15 protein-coding genes are annotated in these 15,549 nt (G+C 76.4%); 7 read left to right on the plus strand and 8 right to left on the minus strand.

Translation table 11 applies throughout. The annotated features are described in order from the left end of the window. Positions 1-22 precede the first annotated feature (22 nt). From AB0D01_RS07470 to AB0D01_RS07480, 3 genes are all read right to left on the minus strand, one after another. The gene (locus tag AB0D01_RS07470; RefSeq protein WP_363054103.1) at positions 23-766 is read right to left on the minus strand and encodes a peptidoglycan-binding protein; all 744 of its coding nucleotides are present in this window, start codon (positions 764-766) and stop codon (positions 23-25) included. 62 nt (positions 767-828) lie between these two features. Continuing rightward, a complete protein-coding gene (locus AB0D01_RS07475; RefSeq protein WP_363054104.1) occupies positions 829-1,287 on the minus strand; it encodes a hypothetical protein in 459 nt (152 codons plus the stop codon). Between the two features lie 92 nt (positions 1,288-1,379). Further along, a complete protein-coding gene (locus AB0D01_RS07480) occupies positions 1,380-2,702 on the minus strand; it encodes an MFS transporter (protein ID WP_363054105.1) in 1,323 nt (440 codons plus the stop codon). Between the two features lie 281 nt (positions 2,703-2,983). Between AB0D01_RS07480 and AB0D01_RS07485 the strand changes: the two genes are divergently transcribed. After that, positions 2,984-3,433 (plus strand): hypothetical protein, encoded by a 450-nt coding sequence (locus tag AB0D01_RS07485; RefSeq protein WP_363054106.1) that lies wholly within the window; start codon positions 2,984-2,986, stop codon positions 3,431-3,433. Between the two features lie 6 nt (positions 3,434-3,439). Here the strand turns inward: AB0D01_RS07485 and AB0D01_RS07490 are convergent, their stop codons facing one another. Next, positions 3,440-3,796 (minus strand): hypothetical protein, encoded by a 357-nt coding sequence (locus AB0D01_RS07490; RefSeq protein ID WP_363054107.1) that lies wholly within the window; start codon positions 3,794-3,796, stop codon positions 3,440-3,442. 138 nt (positions 3,797-3,934) lie between these two features. Here AB0D01_RS07490 and AB0D01_RS07495 point away from each other — a divergent pair, with 138 nt between their 5' ends. Continuing rightward, positions 3,935-4,402, plus strand: a complete 468-nt coding sequence (locus tag AB0D01_RS07495) for a hypothetical protein (protein ID WP_363054108.1) — start codon at positions 3,935-3,937, stop codon at positions 4,400-4,402. Between the two features lie 64 nt (positions 4,403-4,466). On the opposite strand, the gene AB0D01_RS07500 is transcribed toward AB0D01_RS07495, so the two are convergent. Then, the gene (locus AB0D01_RS07500) at positions 4,467-6,488 is read right to left on the minus strand and encodes a heavy metal translocating P-type ATPase (RefSeq protein ID WP_363054109.1); all 2,022 of its coding nucleotides are present in this window, start codon (positions 6,486-6,488) and stop codon (positions 4,467-4,469) included. 73 nt (positions 6,489-6,561) lie between these two features. Between AB0D01_RS07500 and AB0D01_RS07505 the strand changes: the two genes are divergently transcribed. Continuing rightward, positions 6,562-6,909, plus strand: coding sequence for a metalloregulator ArsR/SmtB family transcription factor (locus tag AB0D01_RS07505; protein WP_363054110.1), 348 nt, complete (start codon positions 6,562-6,564; stop codon positions 6,907-6,909). Between the two features lie 35 nt (positions 6,910-6,944). Here AB0D01_RS07505 and AB0D01_RS07510 read toward each other — a convergent pair whose 3' ends face one another. Further along, entirely contained in the window at positions 6,945-9,677 is a 2,733-nt protein-coding gene (locus AB0D01_RS07510; protein WP_363054111.1) for a LamG-like jellyroll fold domain-containing protein, read from the minus strand. Positions 9,678-9,862: 185 nt separating this feature from the next. Between AB0D01_RS07510 and AB0D01_RS07515 the strand changes: the two genes are divergently transcribed. Next, entirely contained in the window at positions 9,863-10,591 is a 729-nt protein-coding gene (locus AB0D01_RS07515; protein WP_363054112.1) for an HAD family hydrolase, read from the plus strand. Between the two features lie 15 nt (positions 10,592-10,606). Here the strand turns inward: AB0D01_RS07515 and AB0D01_RS07520 are convergent, their stop codons facing one another. Further along, positions 10,607-12,580, minus strand: coding sequence for a cellulase family glycosylhydrolase (locus AB0D01_RS07520; protein WP_363054113.1), 1,974 nt, complete (start codon positions 12,578-12,580; stop codon positions 10,607-10,609). A gap of 248 nt (positions 12,581-12,828) precedes the next feature. Between AB0D01_RS07520 and AB0D01_RS07525 the strand changes: the two genes are divergently transcribed. From AB0D01_RS07525 to AB0D01_RS07535, 3 genes are all read left to right on the plus strand, one after another. After that, positions 12,829-13,131 carry a hypothetical protein gene (locus AB0D01_RS07525; protein WP_363054114.1) on the plus strand — a complete coding sequence of 101 codons (303 nt, stop codon included), beginning with the start codon at positions 12,829-12,831 and terminating at the stop codon, positions 13,129-13,131. Positions 13,132-13,278: 147 nt separating this feature from the next. Continuing rightward, positions 13,279-13,740 carry a cyclic nucleotide-binding domain-containing protein gene (locus AB0D01_RS07530; RefSeq protein ID WP_363054115.1) on the plus strand — a complete coding sequence of 154 codons (462 nt, stop codon included), beginning with the start codon at positions 13,279-13,281 and terminating at the stop codon, positions 13,738-13,740. Positions 13,741-14,038: 298 nt separating this feature from the next. Next, on the plus strand, positions 14,039-14,482 hold the full coding sequence (locus AB0D01_RS07535; RefSeq protein WP_363054116.1) for an SSI family serine proteinase inhibitor: 444 nt from the start codon (positions 14,039-14,041) through the stop codon (positions 14,480-14,482). 146 nt (positions 14,483-14,628) lie between these two features. On the opposite strand, the gene AB0D01_RS07540 is transcribed toward AB0D01_RS07535, so the two are convergent. After that, the gene (locus AB0D01_RS07540) at positions 14,629-15,489 is read right to left on the minus strand and encodes a GNAT family N-acetyltransferase (RefSeq protein ID WP_363054117.1); all 861 of its coding nucleotides are present in this window, start codon (positions 15,487-15,489) and stop codon (positions 14,629-14,631) included. Positions 15,490-15,549 lie beyond the last annotated feature (60 nt).

A 15,549-nucleotide genomic window follows, 5' to 3' on the forward strand; every position in this document is an offset into this window, starting at 1 on the left:
CCCGCCCGTTGCCGGGCCCGGCTCAGCCGAAGGCCGCCCGCGTGGCCGGACCGTAGACGCCCTTCGGGTCGCCCTTGATGTCCCGGTCGCGCTGGAGCTGCGCCACGCCCCGCTCGGTCTGCCGGTCGTAGACCCCGGTCGTCGAGACGTACGTGAACCCCTGCCCGTGGAGCCGTTCCTGGAGGGCGCGCACCTCCTCGCCGCTGTCACCGCGCCGCAGGGTCCCGGGGGATCCGGTGGGCGGCTTCGGGGCGGGCGTCGCCTGCTTCGCGGCCACCGGGGTCGCCGTCGCGGAGGGCGGGGGCGGCGCGGAGGTGGTGGGCGTGGCGGTGACGGAGGCGGCGGTCGGGGTCGGCGTCGGGCCGCGCGTGGCCGGCGGGCTCGACACGGCCTCGGAGGCCTCGCCGGCGCCCGGGCCGGGCGCGGGCAGCGCCGGCAGCGACAGACCGGGGTGCGGCGCGGCCCGCGCGGGCTCCGGTTCGGGTCCGCCGAGGACGTACAGCAGGGCGCCCGCCCCGCACAGCGCGAGCAGCGCGAGGGCGACCAGGGGCAGCCGGCCGCCCCGGCGGCGCGGCTGCGACTCCGGTCCGGGCGCGGACGCCCCGTGGCCGGGCACGGGTGGGCGTACGGGGGCCGGCGCGTCGGGGCCGAGCGGCCAGGCGGGGGTCGTCACGCGGGCGCCGGGCGCGGGCGGCGGGGTCACGTAGGGGCGCACGAGCAGGGGTTCTTCGGGCGGCGTGGCGCCCTCGCGGAGGTCTGGGGACATGTCGTCTCCCGGCGGGAACGGGGGCCGGCGCGGCGGTGCGGTACCGGCCCCCGTCCGACCGGTCAGGCCCTGCGCCGCCGGGCGACCAGGACCATGCCCGCGCCGGTGAGCAGCACGGCCGCGCCACCGATCGCGAGCGGGACCGCCTTGCCCGCGCCGGTGAGCGCGAGGTCGCCGGAACCGCCCGAGCCGGCGGTTCCGTAGGGGAGCGCCGGGTCCGCGGCGGGCCGGGGGCCGGCCGTGACGGGCGCCGGTCGGCCGAGGGTCGGGCTCGCGGAGGCGGAGCGGGTCGGCGCGGCGGGCGTCGGTCCGTCGGAGGGGCCGGCCGGCGCCGTGGCGGGGGCGGTCGGGGTGGTGGAGGCCGCGCCGTGGAGCCCCGTGATCCCGGGTCCGCTCGCGCGGGTCGCCGGGGTTCCGGTCGCACGCGCGGCGGGCGCGGCGGCGAGGGTTCCGGCCAGGCCGAGGACCAGCGAACCGCCCACCGCGAGCGCGGCGAGCGGGGAACGGGCGGATATCGGCATCTGGGGGTCTCCGAAGTGCGGCGCAAACGGTGGCTCTTGAGCGGACTCTTTCCGTCCGGGACCGCCCCGTCAAGCCTGGTGTCCGATCCATCCTATCCATCCGTTGTGTCCGGACGGACCCGACTGCCGGGCCCCGCATCGCGGTTGGCCCGCGGGCGGGGCGGGCCGGCCGGGCGGTGGTCGGGTACCGGGACGTCGGCGCGCCGTCCTCGCGGCCGGCCGGTGACCAGGACGGTGACGGCCGCCGCGAGCATCAGGGCGGCTCCGGTGAGCAGGGCGGCGGGGACCGCCATCCGGTCGACCACGAGACCGCCCAGCAGGGCGCCCGCCGCGATGGCGAAGTTGAACATGGCCACCATCAGGGAGGAGGCTGCCTCGGCGGCCCGGGGCGCGGCCCCCAGCATCCACCCCTGGAGGCTGACGGACACCCCGCCGTAGAACAGCCCCCACAGCAGCAGCAGTCCGCCGCCGGCGAGCACCCCGGGCAGGAGGGCGACGAGCGCCAGGACCGGGGTGAGGGCGAGGCTGACGACGAGCAGGGTGCGGCGGGGGTCGCGCGGCCCGGCGAGGAAGTTGCCCGCGACGCCGGCGATCCCGTAGCCGAGCAGCAGGGTGCTGACGTGGGCGGCGTCGACGCCGGAGACGTCGCGCAGGATGGGGCGGACGAAGGTGTAGGCGGCGAACTGGCCGGTGACCAGCAGGAACGTGACGATCACCCCGGCGCGCACCGCCCGGTCCCGGCGCAGCAGGGCGGGCAGTTCGGGGAAGGTGACCGGCCGGGAGGGCGGCAGCGCCGGCAGCAGCAGGAGCAGGGCGGCCAGGGTGGCGGCGGCGAGGAGGCCGACGGCGGCGAAGGCGGTCCGCCAGCCCGCGAGTTCCCCGAGCAGGGTCCCGGCGGGGACGCCGAGGACGGAGGCGGTGGGGACGCCGCCGAAGATCAGGGCGGTGGCCCGCCCGACGTGGTGTCCGGGCACGAGCCGGACGGCGAGGCCGCCCGCGATCGCCCAGAACCCGCCGACGCCGACGCCGACGAGCAGGCGGGAGACGAGGACCACCGCGAAGTTCGGGGCGAGCGCGGCGGCCAGGTTGGCGGCGGCCACCAGGGCGATGAGTACGCACAGGACGTGGCGGCGGTCGAGGCGGGCGGCGCCGACCGTGACCAGCGGGGCGCAGAACCCGGCGACGATCCCGGGCACCGTGACCATCAGGCCCGCGGTGCCGTCGGAGACGGCGAGGGCGGCGCCGACGGGGGTGAGGAGTCCGATGGGCAGCAGTTCGGAGGTGATGAGGCAGAAGATCCCCAGCGAGACGGCCGCCACGGCCGCCCAGCCCTTGAGGGGGGTCGGTGCGGGGAAGGGGGTCGGCGCGGGAAGGGGGGTCGGTGCGGGAACACTGGACGCGGCTGGTTCGGTCATGCTCGGCACTCCGTGTCGGGGGACGGGCGGTGGGCCCGCGGACGGGTGAACGGGACACGGCGGCACCGGGCTCGGGGGGTCGCGCCTCCCCCGTCGCCCGCACTGCCGTGCCGTGCCGATCGCGTTCGTGTCCATGGTGCGACCGTCCGGGGGATTTCCGGGGCCCCCGGGAAGATTCGATTCGGCAACGTCCGCCAACAGGTCCGGGCGCCCCGGACGCCGTCACCCGGACGCGTGAGGGGGCCGCCCGGCCCGCTCCCCGACTACGGCATGGTGGTGCCATGCAGTTACGCCGGGCCGCCCTGCCCCTTTCCCTCCTCGCGCTCCTCGCGGGCGCCGGTTGCGTCTCCGTCGGCCCGCAGTCCTCCGTCCCGGTCCCGGCGCGCGGCTCCGTGCCCCCGGCGGACGTGCCCGAGCCGGCCGCCGACGCGGACCACGGGGACACCCGCCGCCTCGCCGAGGCCCCCGTGGAGGCGCCGGCGGCACTCGGCGACCTGCCCGATCCGGTGCCCCCGGCCCCGACCCCGACGCCCCGGCGGGTCCGGCCGCCGGTGGAGCGGCCGGCGCAGCCCGCCGCACCGCGGCGCGTACGCCCGCCCAAGCCGGCCCCGCCCCGGCCTCCCCGGCCCGCGCCCCCGCGGGTGCCGCGCGGGGAGGAGCTGTGCGCGGCGGCGGAGGGCACCCTGCCCCCGTCGGTGGTGGACCTGTGCGTGCGCCAGTACGGCGGCTGACCGGGGTCAGCGGACCCCGGGAGCCGTCGGCGCCGCCGGCCTCCTGACGGCCCGTCGGCGCCCGCGCAGGTCCCGTACGGCCGCGCACCTGCGGACGGCGCCGCCGCGGGCCGTCCGCAACCGCCGCACCGTGGCGCGCCCGCGCCGGCCCCACTCGCCGCGCGGCAGCCCGGCCCGCTGACCGCCCGCGGAGATCAGGGCGTTGACCGGGGCGTGCGGGTCGGCGCCCAGCCCCTTGGCCACCAGGACGCCGACCACGAGCGGGGTCAGCGCCACGGCCAGGGCCGAACCGGCGGTGGTCACGTGCCGCATGCGGGGGCGGCGGGTGCCGGCGGCGGGGTGCGGGATGGCGCTCGATGTCATGCCGCCATTCCAGCCGTCGCGCGGCGCGGGGGCATCGGGTCGGGTACTCAGGCCGTCCGGCACAGGTACTCAGGCCCGGCCGCGCGCCGCGGCGCGGTGTACGGTCCGGCGTACGGGCCGGGAACGGGGTGGTGCGGGGTGTCGGACGGCGGTGAGCGGGTCTTCGAGACCGCGGAGGGGGACGGGCCGCAGGAGGTGTTCACGGGCGCCGGACGCGCGGCGCGGGTGCGCACGGCGTACGAGGGGCTGCTCCAGATCCGCCGGTTGACGGGTGGGGTGGACGTCCCGGCCGCGTGGGAGCTGCGGTTGACGCCGCGCGCGGTGGCCCTCGTACTGGAGGCGGCGGGGTTCGCGCCGTCGGCGGTGGACGCGCGGGGGGTGCGCGGGCGGACGGGGTACCGCGTGGTGCCCGGGGCGCGGGGGGCGGCCGGGGTCGAGGTGACCTGGACCGGGCCGCCGGGAAGCGGGGCCGCCGGGGAGGAGCGGGAACGGCTCACGGCCTGCGCGGCGGAGCTGGAGCGGCACGGCTGGGAGTGCCTGCTCTACCGGGGTCCGCGCGGGCGGCGCTTCCTGGAGGTGGAGGCGCCGAGGCCCGCGGCGGGGTGAGGGGGTCGTCCTCCTCGCCCCGCCGCGGGCGGGTGGGGTGTCCGGTCCGGTGCGGGCGCCGGGGTCAGATCGCGGTCCGGTCGCGGTGGCGCAGCAGGCGCAGGGCGTTGGCGACGACGACCAGGGTGGATCCCTCGTGGACGAGGACCGCGGGGCCGATGCCCAGGCCGAGCGCGGTCGCGGGGACGAGCACGGCGACGATGCCGAGGCTGATCCACAGGTTCTGCCGGATGACGCGGCTCGCGCGGCGGCTGAGGCCGGTGATGAAGGGCAGCCGGCGCAGGTCGTCCGACATCAGGGCGATGTCGGCGGTCTCCAGGGCCACGGCCGAGCCGGCCGCGCCCATCGCGACCGCGACGGTGGCGCCGGCCATGGCGGGGGCGTCGTTGACCCCGTCGCCGATCATGGCGGTGCGGGCGGTCCGGCGCAGCCGGGTGATCTCGGCGACCTTGTCCTCGGGCATCAGGCCGCCGCGCACCTCGTCCATGCCCACCGCGCGGCCGACCGCGTCGGCCACCCGCTGGTCGTCACCGGACAGCATGACGGTGCGGGTGACGCCCAGTTCGCGCAGGGCGGCCACGGTCCGGGCGGCCTCGGGGCGGGGGGCGTCCATCAGGCCGAGGGTGCCGAGCCAGCGGTCGCCGCTGCGGACCAGCATCGTGGTGCGGCCGGTGCGGGCGAGTTCCTCCGTCCGCGCGCGCAGGGCGGCGGGGACGGGCGGTCCGGTCAGGGTGTCGGCGTAGGCGAGGCTGCCGATGTGGACGGCCCTGCCGTCGAGTTCGGCGGTGACGCCGCGGCCGATGACGGCGCGCAGGTCGCCGGCCTCGGCGGTGGGCGCGGTCGTCAGCAGGGGGGTCGCGTCGCGGACGACGGCCTGGGCGAGGGGGTGGTCGCTGAGCCGCTGGGCGGCGACGGCGGTGCCGAGGAGCTCCTCGCGTGCGGCGCCTTCGGCGGGTTCGACGTCGGTGAGGCGGGGGCGGCCCTCGGTGAGGGTGCCGGTCTTGTCGAAGGCGAGGGTGCGCAGCCGGCCGAACTCCTCCAGCGGGGCTCCTCCCTTGACGAGGACCCCGCCGCGGGCGGCGCGTCCGACGGCGCTGAGCACGGCGGCCGGGGTGGCGACGGCGAGGGCGCACGGGCTGGCGGCGACGAGGACGGCCATGGCGCGGTAGAAGCTGTCGGTGAAGGGCTCCCCGCTCAGCGCGCCGACGACCAGGAGGACGGCGACGAGGACGAGGACCGCGGGGACGAAGACCTTCTGGAAGCGGTCGGTGAAGCGCTGGGTGGGCGAGGTGCGCTCCTCGGCCTCCTGGACCATCCGTACGACGTGGGCGAGGGTGTTGTCGCGGGCGAGCCGGGTGACGACGATCTCCAGGGAGCCGGCGCCGTTGACGGTGCCCGCGTAGACGCGGCCGGTGTCCTCGACGCCGGCGGGGTCGGCGAGGGCCGCGGCCCGGTCGGGGACGGGGAGCTTGTCGACGGGCACGCTCTCGCCGGTGATGGGGGCCTGGTCCACGCTGCCGAAGCCCGCGGCGACGAAGCCGTCGGCGGGGACGCGGGTGTGCGGGCGGACCCGGACGGTGTCCCCCACGACGAGCTCCTCGACGGGGACCTCGACGCCGACGCCGTCACGGCGGACCAGGGCGGTGCGCGGGGCGAGGGCGCCCAGGGCCTCGATGGAGCGCCGGGCGCGGCCCATGGCGTACTCCTCCAAGGCGTGACCGACGCTGAAGAGGACGAGGAGGACGGCGCCCTCCTCCCAGCGGCCGATGGCGGCGGCCCCGGCGGCGGCGACGAGCATGAGGAAGTCGACCTGGAAGCGGCCCGCGCGCAGGGTGGCGACGGCCTCGCGGAGGGTGAAGAGGCCGCCGAAGACGTAGGCCGCGACGAACAGGGCGAAGGAGGCGGGTCCGCCGTTGCCGGTGAGCTGGAGCGTCAGTCCGGTGAGGTAGACCGTGAGGGCGAGCAGGGCGCTGCCGGCCTCCGCACGGGGGGCGATCCTCTCACGCAGGCCGCGCAGGCCGCGCAGGCCTATCGGGCGGTTCGGGCGGTTCGGGCCGTTTCCGTGGGTGACGTTCACGACGTTCATGACATCAATATATCAAGACTTTGAAATATATGAATGTGTGCACGTCGTGATCCCCTGCCCTAGGGTGACGGCCATGGACGATCCCGCCGCGCTCGCCGAACCCGCCGCGCTCGCCGAACCCGACGCCGCCGCGGTCGCGGAGGTCATGCAGGGGCTCGCCTCCCCCGCCCGCGTCCGGATCCTGGCCCGCCTGCTGCACTCCCCCTGCTCGGTCGGCGAACTGGCCGAGGCCCTCGACCTCGGCCAGCCCACCGTCTCCAACCACCTGCGCCTGCTGCGCCACCTCGACCTGGTCACCGGCCGACGCGACGGCCGCAACGTGGTCTACGCCCTGCACGACGCGCACGTCGCCGACCTGCTGCGCCAGGTGCTGGCGCACGTGCACCACGGCGAGCGGGACCGGTCCGGCCCGATCACCTGATCACCCGGTCGCCACGGCCGATCTCCCGGGGACGGCTACGGCGCTCCGAAGGTGAGCGTCAGCTGCGGCGTCCCCTCGTTCGCCGCCGCCTCCGAGGACCACAGCCACAGCGCGTCCGTACCGGGACTCGTCAGCGCCAGGTCGAGGCCGCCGCCGAGGGCTGCCGCCACCCGCGCCGTGTCCAGCGCGGCGGTGTGCGTCGCGCTGCCGTCCGGGACCCCCGGGAAGGTGCCGAGGGCCGGCGCGCCCACCGCGGGCCGGTTGGCGTACGTCGTCCCGCCCTCCGTCCACGGACCGGTGATCGGCACGACCGAGACGGTGTCCGTGGTGCCGGCTCCGCTCATCGTGCTGGTCTTCACGCCCAGCGCCGCCGACTTCAGCACTGTCCCGGCGGGCGCGGCCGGCAGGGCGAAGCGCAGGTAGCTGCTGTAGAGGGAGGTCCCGCGCACCGCCAGGGAGCCGGAGGCCCCGTAGTTGGTGCCCGGGGCGCCCGCGTTGGCGTACGTGTCCTCGGACGCGGTGACCCGTACGACCGAGTCGGCCGGGGCGGAGGCGAGGGCGTGGTGGTCCCGTACCTGCGCCGCGCTCAGGACGGTCGGGTAGACGGCCGTCTCGTCGAGCCGGCCCGCCCAGTGCTCGCTCAGGGGCCGGTTCGGCCAGCCGCCGAGGCCGTCGCCGCCCGCGCGCCAGTAGCCCGCGAAGTTCTCGTGGGTGGTGACGGCGAGCGTGCCCCGCAGGACGCCGTCCACGTAGAGCGCCATCCCGCCGGGGCCCTGCGTCGCGACGACGTGGTGCCAGGCGTCGTCGTTGTAGGAGCCCGGGGTGGTGATCGTGCGGGTGGCCCCGGTGTACACGCCGAAGACCAGCCTGCCGTCGTCGGTCATGTAGACGTGCTTGTCGTACTGGCTGCTGCCGCCCGCCTGCTGGTTGCCGAAGCCGACCAGCTTGCCGCCCCGGGTGGTGGCCGTCCGGAACCAGGTCTCCACGCTGTAGGCGGCGCCCACGCTCTGCCGGCGGTCGCCGTACACGTGCGCGTCCACCCCGTCGAAGCCGATCGCGGTGCTCGCGCCGGACACCGCGCCCGGCGTCTGCCGCAGGGCCGGCCCGTTCAGGTGCACGCCCGCCTGGTCGCCGCCGTCGGAGGAGTCCGCCACGAAGGGGGTCACCGATTCGTCGTAGCGCCAGTACAGCCGGGCCCCGTCCGCGCGGATCCGGCTCGCGTACGCGTCCGCCGAGGTGGGCACCGTCACGGTCGCCGGCGCCGAGGCGGCGCTGACGTTGCCCGCCCCGTCCGTCGCCGTCACCCGGTAGGTGTGGCTACGGCCCGCCACGGCGGTGGTGTCCGTCCAGGAGGCCTGCGGACGCCTGAAGAACAGCGAGTCCGCCGTGACCGTGCCGATCGGGGTGGCCGCGCCGTCGCGGAAGATCCGGTAGGTGAGCGCGCTGTCGTCCGGGTCGAGGCTGGTGCGCCACCGCACCTGCACCTCGCCCGGCCGGAAGCTCGCCGCGCTCGCGACCGGAACCGTGGGCGCGCCCGTGTCCCCCGTCGAGGAGAAGCGCGTCAGGCTCTGCTGCGCCGCTCCGTTGACGGTGGTGAACTCCCCGCCGACCCACAGGTAGCGGGTGCCCGCCTTGGCCCCCACCGCCATCACGCGCGGGCCGATGCCCTCGCCGATGCCGTCGTTCGTGTCGGGGGACCAGCCCAACTTGCCGACCGAGCCGGTCGGTTGCGCGAGGAGGTGGTGGCGCTGCCCGTCGGGGAACTCGCCGACGCTGGAGCAGTCGTGCGCGTGGGAGGCGCTGTAGAGGACGCCCTCGTACGGCAGGACGGCCTGGGTGGCGCCCAGACAGGTGTCGCGCCAACGCTGGCCGAAGTCGGACAGGTTCAGGGCGATGCGGCCGTCGAAGACCCCGCCGCCGGTGCCCTCGTTGGCGGTGTAGAAGCCGGTGCCGTCGGTGGCGATGTCCTTGACGACCGAGAGGGGCTCGATGAAGCCCGGGTAGGACGTGGTGAGCGCGCCGCTGCCGGCGTCGACCACCGCCAGGGCGTGCGTGTTCGTCCCGTTGACGGTGAAGAAGTCCCCGCCGAGCAGCACCTTCGAGCCGTCGGGGGTCACCTCGACGGCCCGTCCCGGTTCGTCCGCGTCGGCCCGGAAGGGGCGCAGCGCGCCGTCGCCGGCGGCCACGGCCGCGAAGCGCTGCCGGGGTTGGCCCGACACGGTGAGGAAGTCGCCGCCCGCGTAGACGGTGTCGCCGGTGACGGCGAGGGCGCGGACGGTGGCCGCGAAGGCCGGGCGGAACCCGGTCCTGACGGTGCAGGAGGCCACGTCGATCGCGGCCAGGCTGGAGACCGGGGTGCCGTTGACGGCGCCGAACGAGCCGCCCGCGTAGAGCGTCTTCTTGTCCGGCGAGAGGGCGAGCGCGCGGACGGTGGCGGTCCCGCTGCCGATGGTGAAGGACAGGGTGCACGAGGTCAGCGCACCGGTGGCGGCGTCGAGGGCCGCGAAGTTGACCGCCTGGCGCTCGGCGCCGGCGGAGCCCGCGGGCGGTCGGACGGCGGAGAAGGTGCCGCCGACGAAGACCGTGCCGCCCGCCTCGGCGAGGGCCCAGACGACCCCGTTGGGCTGCCAGGTGGGCAGTGCGTCCGCCGTGAAGGCGACGGGCGGGGTGAGTGCGGCGGCCTCGGGGACGGGGCCGAGGCCGAGGAACGCGCCGGTGCCGGCCAGGGACAGGGCGAGGGCGACCGCCGGGCCTCTGGATCTACGCATGAACCCCCCAGTTCGGTGTGCGTGGTGCTGCGGGTGCGGCGCGCGGGACGCGCGGGGCACGGACGGGCAGACGGCCGGGAGCCCCGATCGGGCACACGGCGATCCGTACGGGCGCACCCTAGGACGGATCGCCGGTCCGGTCATCACACTTGACCCATCGGATGCCGAACCGCCTACCCTGGCGCATGATCGTCGCGCCCGGTACCGCCGCCCCGCCCGCCCCGTCCCCCGCGGACGACCCGTCCGCCGTCGCCGGCGCCGCCGCGGGGGCGGTCGGGCTCGTGATCTTCGACTGCGACGGGGTGCTCGTCGACAGCGAACGCATCGCGGCCCGCGTGCAGGTGGAACTCGGGGCGCGGTTCGGCTGGCCGCTGACCGAGGAGGAGGTCGTGCGGCGCTTCATCGGCCGCTCGAACGCCTCCGTCCGGGAACAGGTGGCCGAGCGCCTCGGCGCCGCCGCGGCCCGGGAGTGGGAGGCCTCCTTCACGCGGCTGCACGCGCTCGCCGTGGACGCGGGCCTGTCCCCCGTCGAGGGACTGCCCGAGGCCCTGGACCGGATCCCCTTGCCGACCTGCGTCGCCTCCAGCGGCTCGCACGAGAAGATGCGGCACACGCTGGGCCGTACGGGCCTCTACGAGCGCTTCGTGGGCCGCATCCACAGCGCGACCGAGGTGGCGCGCGGCAAGCCCGCCCCGGACCTGTTCCTGTACGCCGCCGCCCGGATGGGGGTCGACCCGGCGGCGTGCGTGGTCGTCGAGGACAGCCGTCCGGGGGTCGAGGCGGCCCGGGCGGCGGGGATGCGTTCCCTGGGGTACGCGGGCGGCCTGACCCCCGCCCCGGCCCTCGCCGGGCCGGGGACCACCGTCTTCACGGACATGCGCGACCTCCCCGCGCTGCTCGGCGTCGCCCCCTGAGGCGGGGCGCCGCCCTCAGGAGGTCGGGAGCGGCCGGCAGAGCAGGGCCGCGGGGCCGGGACGGGCCCCGACCCGACCGGTGAAGGCGATGCCGGCCGCGTACTCGGTGGGCGCGCACTGGCCCTTGTGGTGGCCGAAGGCGAAGTCGGCGCCCACGTCGCCCGCCGGACGGTTGTCGGAGCGGTCGAACCGGACCGTACGGCCACCCGCCGCCGGCAGCGTCGTACGGGCCGGGGCGCACAGGGCCGCCGAGACGCGCTCGCCGCGCCGGCTGTAGCCGATGAGGAAGGCGTCCGCCGGGCACTGGAGCTTCGTGTACCCGCCCGCCCAGTCCCCGCCCGGCGGGACGTGGGCCTCGTCGCGGACGACGGTGTGCGCCCCGGAAGCGGCGCGCAGGTCCGCGCCGGCGCACAGGCCCCGCCCGCCGGTGTGCGAGAGGCCGACGAGGAGGGCGCCGTCGGGGCAGACGGCCTTGCGGGCGCCGTTGTCCCAGTCGCCGCCGGCCCGGACGCGCAGGGAGGCGTTGTGGTCGCGGTGGTCCGTGGTGAGCTGGTACCAGGTGGGAACCGCGGGCACCGGGCCGGTGCGCGAGGGGGCGGCACCGAGGGCCGTCCAGGCGGGGGTGCGCCAGTCGGCGGGGTCGAGGACCCCGGTGCGGCGGCCGGCGGCGTCGTAGCGGAGCAGGGCCCAGGTGTCGCCGCCCGGGGCGCCCTGGGCGGTGGTGCTCCAGCCGACGAGCGGCCAGTAGGCGAAGTCCGCGTCGGACGCGGTCAACCGGTCGGTGAGGTTCGCGAACCAGGTGCGCGGGGCGGGGGCGCGTTCGTCGGCGCCGATGCCGAACTCGCTGATCCACACGGGCGCGGTGAAGTGGGCGCCGGTCTCGGCGGAGACGAAGAAGGCCTGGTCGTAGAGGGTCTTGTCGAGCTGTTCCCGGGTCATGTCCTGGTAGCGGAGGTCGTGGGTCTCGCCCATGCCGGTCGCGCCGCTGTGGTGGGGGCCGGTGTATCCGTAGAAATGGGCCGAGTAGACCAGCTTGTTGGACACCACGAGGGTGTGGGAGAGGGTCCGGACGGGGGTGAGGGTGGGGCGGCCGTGGGCGAGGCCGTCGGCGGGGACGCCGGTCCAGTTGATGCCCTCGACGACGATGAGCAGGTCCGGATTGGCCTCGGTCAGGATCCGGTCGGCGGCCTCTTGTGCCGCGGCGTGCCAGTCGTGGGCGTCGCCCAGGCCCCAGTTGGGGTCGTCCCAGACGTCGCGGCGGACCTCGTTGTAGAGGTCGGCGCCGACCACGCGCGGGTTGTCGCGGTAGCGGCGGGCGAGGAACACCCAGTCGTCGGCCCATCGGGCGGTCGTCCGGCCGCTGTTCCAGCGTTCGTTGCCGTCGAGTCCGCAGCACCAACGGGTGGTCACGGTGTGGTTGTTGAGGATGACGGCGAAGCCCTCGGCGGTCAGGGCGGCGACGACGGCGTCGAAGACCTGGAGCGGGGTGCGGCCGCGCAGCTCCGGGTTGGCGGCCACGGCCGCGTCCGGGACGGGGGTGGTGGTGCGCAGCATCTCGTTGGAGAAGGGCAGCCGGACGCTGTTGAGGCCCAGGGCCCGGAAGTCGGCCAGGAGCCGGGGCAGGGGCACGCGGTCCAGGCCGAGCGGGATGCCGTTCGCGTTCTGGCCGCTGTGGTGGTTGGCGGGCTCCGCGAGGTCGCCCGAGCCGTTCCAGGAGCCCTGGGCGCCGTCCCAGTTGCCGGAGCGCAGGCGAAACCGTTCCCCCCGGGCGTCGACGACGTACCGGCCCCGGGTGGAGAGCGGGGGCGTCCAGGCCGGCGCGGCGGCGGGACCGACCCCGGGTCCGAAGGCCGGGTCGGACGCGGCGGGCACGGCAAGGGCGGCGGGTGCGGCTGCTGCCGTGGCGGCGGGTGCGGCCGTGGCGGCGGCCGGGAGGGCCGCGCCCGTCACCAGCACCGCGGCGATCAGCACCCGTACGAGGCTCTGCATCGGACTCCCCCGGTTCCGGCCGCCCGTCCCGGGCGACTGCGGCGGTCAAGTTACCGGCCGGTCGCCGGGGAGGGAAGCGATCGGACACCACCGGGCGCGCGCCGGCCGTCGGCGTACGCCGGGGCACGTCAACCCCGGCGGTCGTGCGCCACCCCTGCGCGCCCGCCGGCACCGCGAAAACCACCCCGCGCCGGCCCGGGCCGCTCTACGGTGCCCTGAAGGGCACGGCACCGACCGGGGTGGGGCTGATGGACGAAGAAGAGGACATGCGGCTGGCGCGGATGACGCCGGAGATCTCCCGCCGCACCCTGGCGATGCTGCGCGGCCTCGCCGGGCTGGAGCCGCCCGAGCAGGTTCCCGAGGACGCGATGCTGGTGGCGGACGCGATCCTCGCCGAGCACGGCACGGACGGGCTGCGCGTGCTGGTCATGACCCTGGCCGCGTGGGCGACGGCGCAGATCGAGAACGTGGCGGAGCTGAGCCGGCGCAGCCACGAGGCGGTGCTCGACGCGATGGAGCTCGCCTGCCTGGAGGCGAACGCGGAGGAGTAGGGCCTGTCGCCAAACTCCCGTCTGCCCCGCGACCGGCGACGACGGGAGTTTGACGACAGTCCCTGGGGCGCGGAGTGCCACGTTCGCGCGTCGTTCGGCGACACTGGGGGAAGCAGCAGTTCCGGGGGGTCGTGATCGGAGGCTGTCGTGAGCACACCTTCCCCCATCCGCGTGGCCGCCGTGCTCTCCGCCGAGCACCGCGGACGCCTGATGTCCCACGCCCATGAGGTCAATTTCCCCGAGGGGACGCGGATCTTCGACGAGGGCGCCCGGGCGGACACGTTCTGGATCGTGCGCTCGGGCACGGTGACCCTGGAGATCCCGGTACCGGGGACCCGCTCCGCCCCGGTGGAGAGCCTCGGGCCCGGGGAGCTCGTGGGCTGGTCGTGGCTGTTCCCGCCCTACGTCTGGCAGCTGAGCGCGGAGGCGATGACGCCGGTGAGGGCCTACGCCTTCGACGCGACGGCCGTCCGGATGCTGATGGACGCCGACCCCGCCTTCGGCTCCGCCCTGGGCCACTGGGTCGGCCGCGTCCTCGCGGTCCGCCTCCAGCAGACCCGCACCCGCCTCCTCGACCTCTACGCGCCCCGGACCGCCGCCACCCGCTGACCCACCGGCCCCACAGCCGGCCCCACAGCCGGCCCCGGACCCGGCCCGGACGCGCCCCCGCGCGCCCCGGGCCGGGTTCCCGTACGCCCCACCCGCCCCGTGTCCAAGGGTCGCGGGGGAGGTGTTCGGCCGATTCGGCCGGCTGTTCCCCCACAGGTCACGGCGCGCCCACGGCTGCGGACTGCGGTCACGCACTCACGATCGGTGACGAGAAACAGCGGTACGAACGGGCGTTCACGCTCCGGATCCGCAAGACTCCCGTCCGTTATCCGAAACACCGAGCCGAGGAGTGTTCGAAATGCGGTCCATCACCAGGAGTCTGGGGCCGGTCGCCGGCGCCATGGCGCTCACCGCCCTCACCGCGCTGGTCGGGAGCGGGGTGGCAGACGCGGCCCCGTCCGGTACGGGGAGCCTGTACGCGCCGTCCGCGCTCGTGGTGAGCGTGACGGCCGGTGAGAACGCCGTCGAGGGCACCGTCCTGCGCGCCGTGACGCTGGTGTGCGCCCCCAAGCCGGGCGGCACCCACCCCGCCCCGGCCGCCGCCTGCGCCGAACTGCGCGCCAACGGGGCGTCCTTGGAGCCCCTCGTCGCCCCCCGACAGAACGCGGCGTGTACCCGCGAGTGGAACCCGGTCACCGTCACCACGGACGGGGTCTGGCAGGGGCGCCGGCTGAGCTGGTCGCACACCTTCGGCAACCCGTGCGGCCTGCGCAGCAGCTCCGGCGTGCTGTTCGGCATCTGAGCGACCGGGGCGGGGCCGGGAACGGCGGCCGGGGCGCAGGCCCGGCCCGCGCGGGTCCGGGACCGGGCGGCGTCGTGCGACCGCCACCGGGTCCCGGACCACGCGGACTTCGCGGGCGCCGCAGCGCCCCGGCCGACGGGGCCGGGTCAGCCGAGTTCGAGACTCGCGACCCCGTACATCCCGGGGAGGTCCACCCGCGGGGCCGGGCCCGTGTACATCCGGGCGGCCTCGAAGGTGGGGATGAGCCCGAGCCGCGCCATCAGGGTGCCGGCGGCCGGGTTCGCGTCGGGGACGTCCACCGCGACCGTCCCGCCCGGGGCGTGGCCGGAGAGCCGCCGCAGCAGGGCGGCGGCCACCTCAGGGGTGTCCGCGTAGAGCGGGCCGATCCTCGAGGCGCCGCTGCACGGCCGGATCACGCCGAGGCCCTCGACCCGTCCGTCCCGGACGGCGGCGAGGGCCGTCCGACCGGGCAGCGCCGTCCACGCGGACAGGAAGGCGTCGCGGGCCTCGGGGAAGAAGCGGCGGTCGTAGGCGGCGAGGCGGGCGAAGGGGAGCGTGGTCGCGTCCACGATCTCCACGCCCTTCCCCTCCGGCCCGTCCCCGTCCCCGGCGGGGCTCGGGACCCCTTCGTGGCGGACGTTGTTCCAGGCCTGGAGGAAGCCGGACCTGCGGTAGTTGTCCTGCTGCTCGACCACCCCGTCCAGGCCGACGAGCCGACCCTCCAGCCTCTCCATCCCGGCCCGCCAGACCCGGATCCCGTACCCCTTGCCGCGCACGTCGGGGCGGGCGATGTAGAAGCCGATGAAGCCGAAACCGGTGCCGTAGCGGATCGCGGAGATGCAGGCCACGGGCTCCCCGTCGAGCCGGCCGACGAGGAACCCCTCCGGGTCGGCGACCGCGAAGGCGAACCGGTCGCCGTCGCCCGGGTTCCACCCCTCCGCGTCCGCCCATTCGCGCATCAGCTCCATGTCGGCGGCGCTCGCGCCGGCGATCTCGAATCCCGTCATGCCGCGAGTTGTACCAGAACCGCCGGCCGACGCCGCGCCGACCACCGCGGGGGCGACGCG

The sequence above is a fragment of the Streptomyces sp. NPDC048606 genome, assembly GCF_040650855.1.
In the GTDB taxonomy this organism is placed as follows: Bacteria; Actinomycetota; Actinomycetes; order Streptomycetales; family Streptomycetaceae; genus Streptomyces.

Excerpts from the sequence above, each read along its gene's own strand:
- AB0D01_RS07505 (WP_363054110.1), top strand. The coding sequence starts at position 6,562 with ATGGACGATCCCGCCGCGCTCGCCGAACCCGCCGCGCTCGCCGAACCC.
- AB0D01_RS07485 (WP_363054106.1), top strand. The coding sequence starts at position 2,984 with ATGCAGTTACGCCGGGCCGCCCTGCCCCTTTCCCTCCTCGCGCTCCTC.
- AB0D01_RS07510 (WP_363054111.1), bottom strand. The coding sequence starts at position 9,677 with ATGCGTAGATCCAGAGGCCCGGCGGTCGCCCTCGCCCTGTCCCTGGCC.
- AB0D01_RS07515 (WP_363054112.1), top strand. The coding sequence starts at position 9,863 with ATGATCGTCGCGCCCGGTACCGCCGCCCCGCCCGCCCCGTCCCCCGCG.
- AB0D01_RS07525 (WP_363054114.1), top strand. The coding sequence starts at position 12,829 with ATGGACGAAGAAGAGGACATGCGGCTGGCGCGGATGACGCCGGAGATC.
- AB0D01_RS07535 (WP_363054116.1), top strand. The coding sequence starts at position 14,039 with ATGCGGTCCATCACCAGGAGTCTGGGGCCGGTCGCCGGCGCCATGGCG.
- AB0D01_RS07490 (WP_363054107.1), bottom strand. The coding sequence starts at position 3,796 with ATGACATCGAGCGCCATCCCGCACCCCGCCGCCGGCACCCGCCGCCCC.
- AB0D01_RS07480 (WP_363054105.1), bottom strand. The coding sequence starts at position 2,702 with ATGACCGAACCAGCCGCGTCCAGTGTTCCCGCACCGACCCCCCTTCCC.
- AB0D01_RS07470 (WP_363054103.1), bottom strand. The coding sequence starts at position 766 with ATGTCCCCAGACCTCCGCGAGGGCGCCACGCCGCCCGAAGAACCCCTG.
- AB0D01_RS07540 (WP_363054117.1), bottom strand. The coding sequence starts at position 15,489 with ATGACGGGATTCGAGATCGCCGGCGCGAGCGCCGCCGACATGGAGCTG.
- AB0D01_RS07500 (WP_363054109.1), bottom strand. The coding sequence starts at position 6,488 with ATGAACGTCGTGAACGTCACCCACGGAAACGGCCCGAACCGCCCGAAC.
- AB0D01_RS07475 (WP_363054104.1), bottom strand. The coding sequence starts at position 1,287 with ATGCCGATATCCGCCCGTTCCCCGCTCGCCGCGCTCGCGGTGGGCGGT.
- AB0D01_RS07520 (WP_363054113.1), bottom strand. The coding sequence starts at position 12,580 with ATGCAGAGCCTCGTACGGGTGCTGATCGCCGCGGTGCTGGTGACGGGC.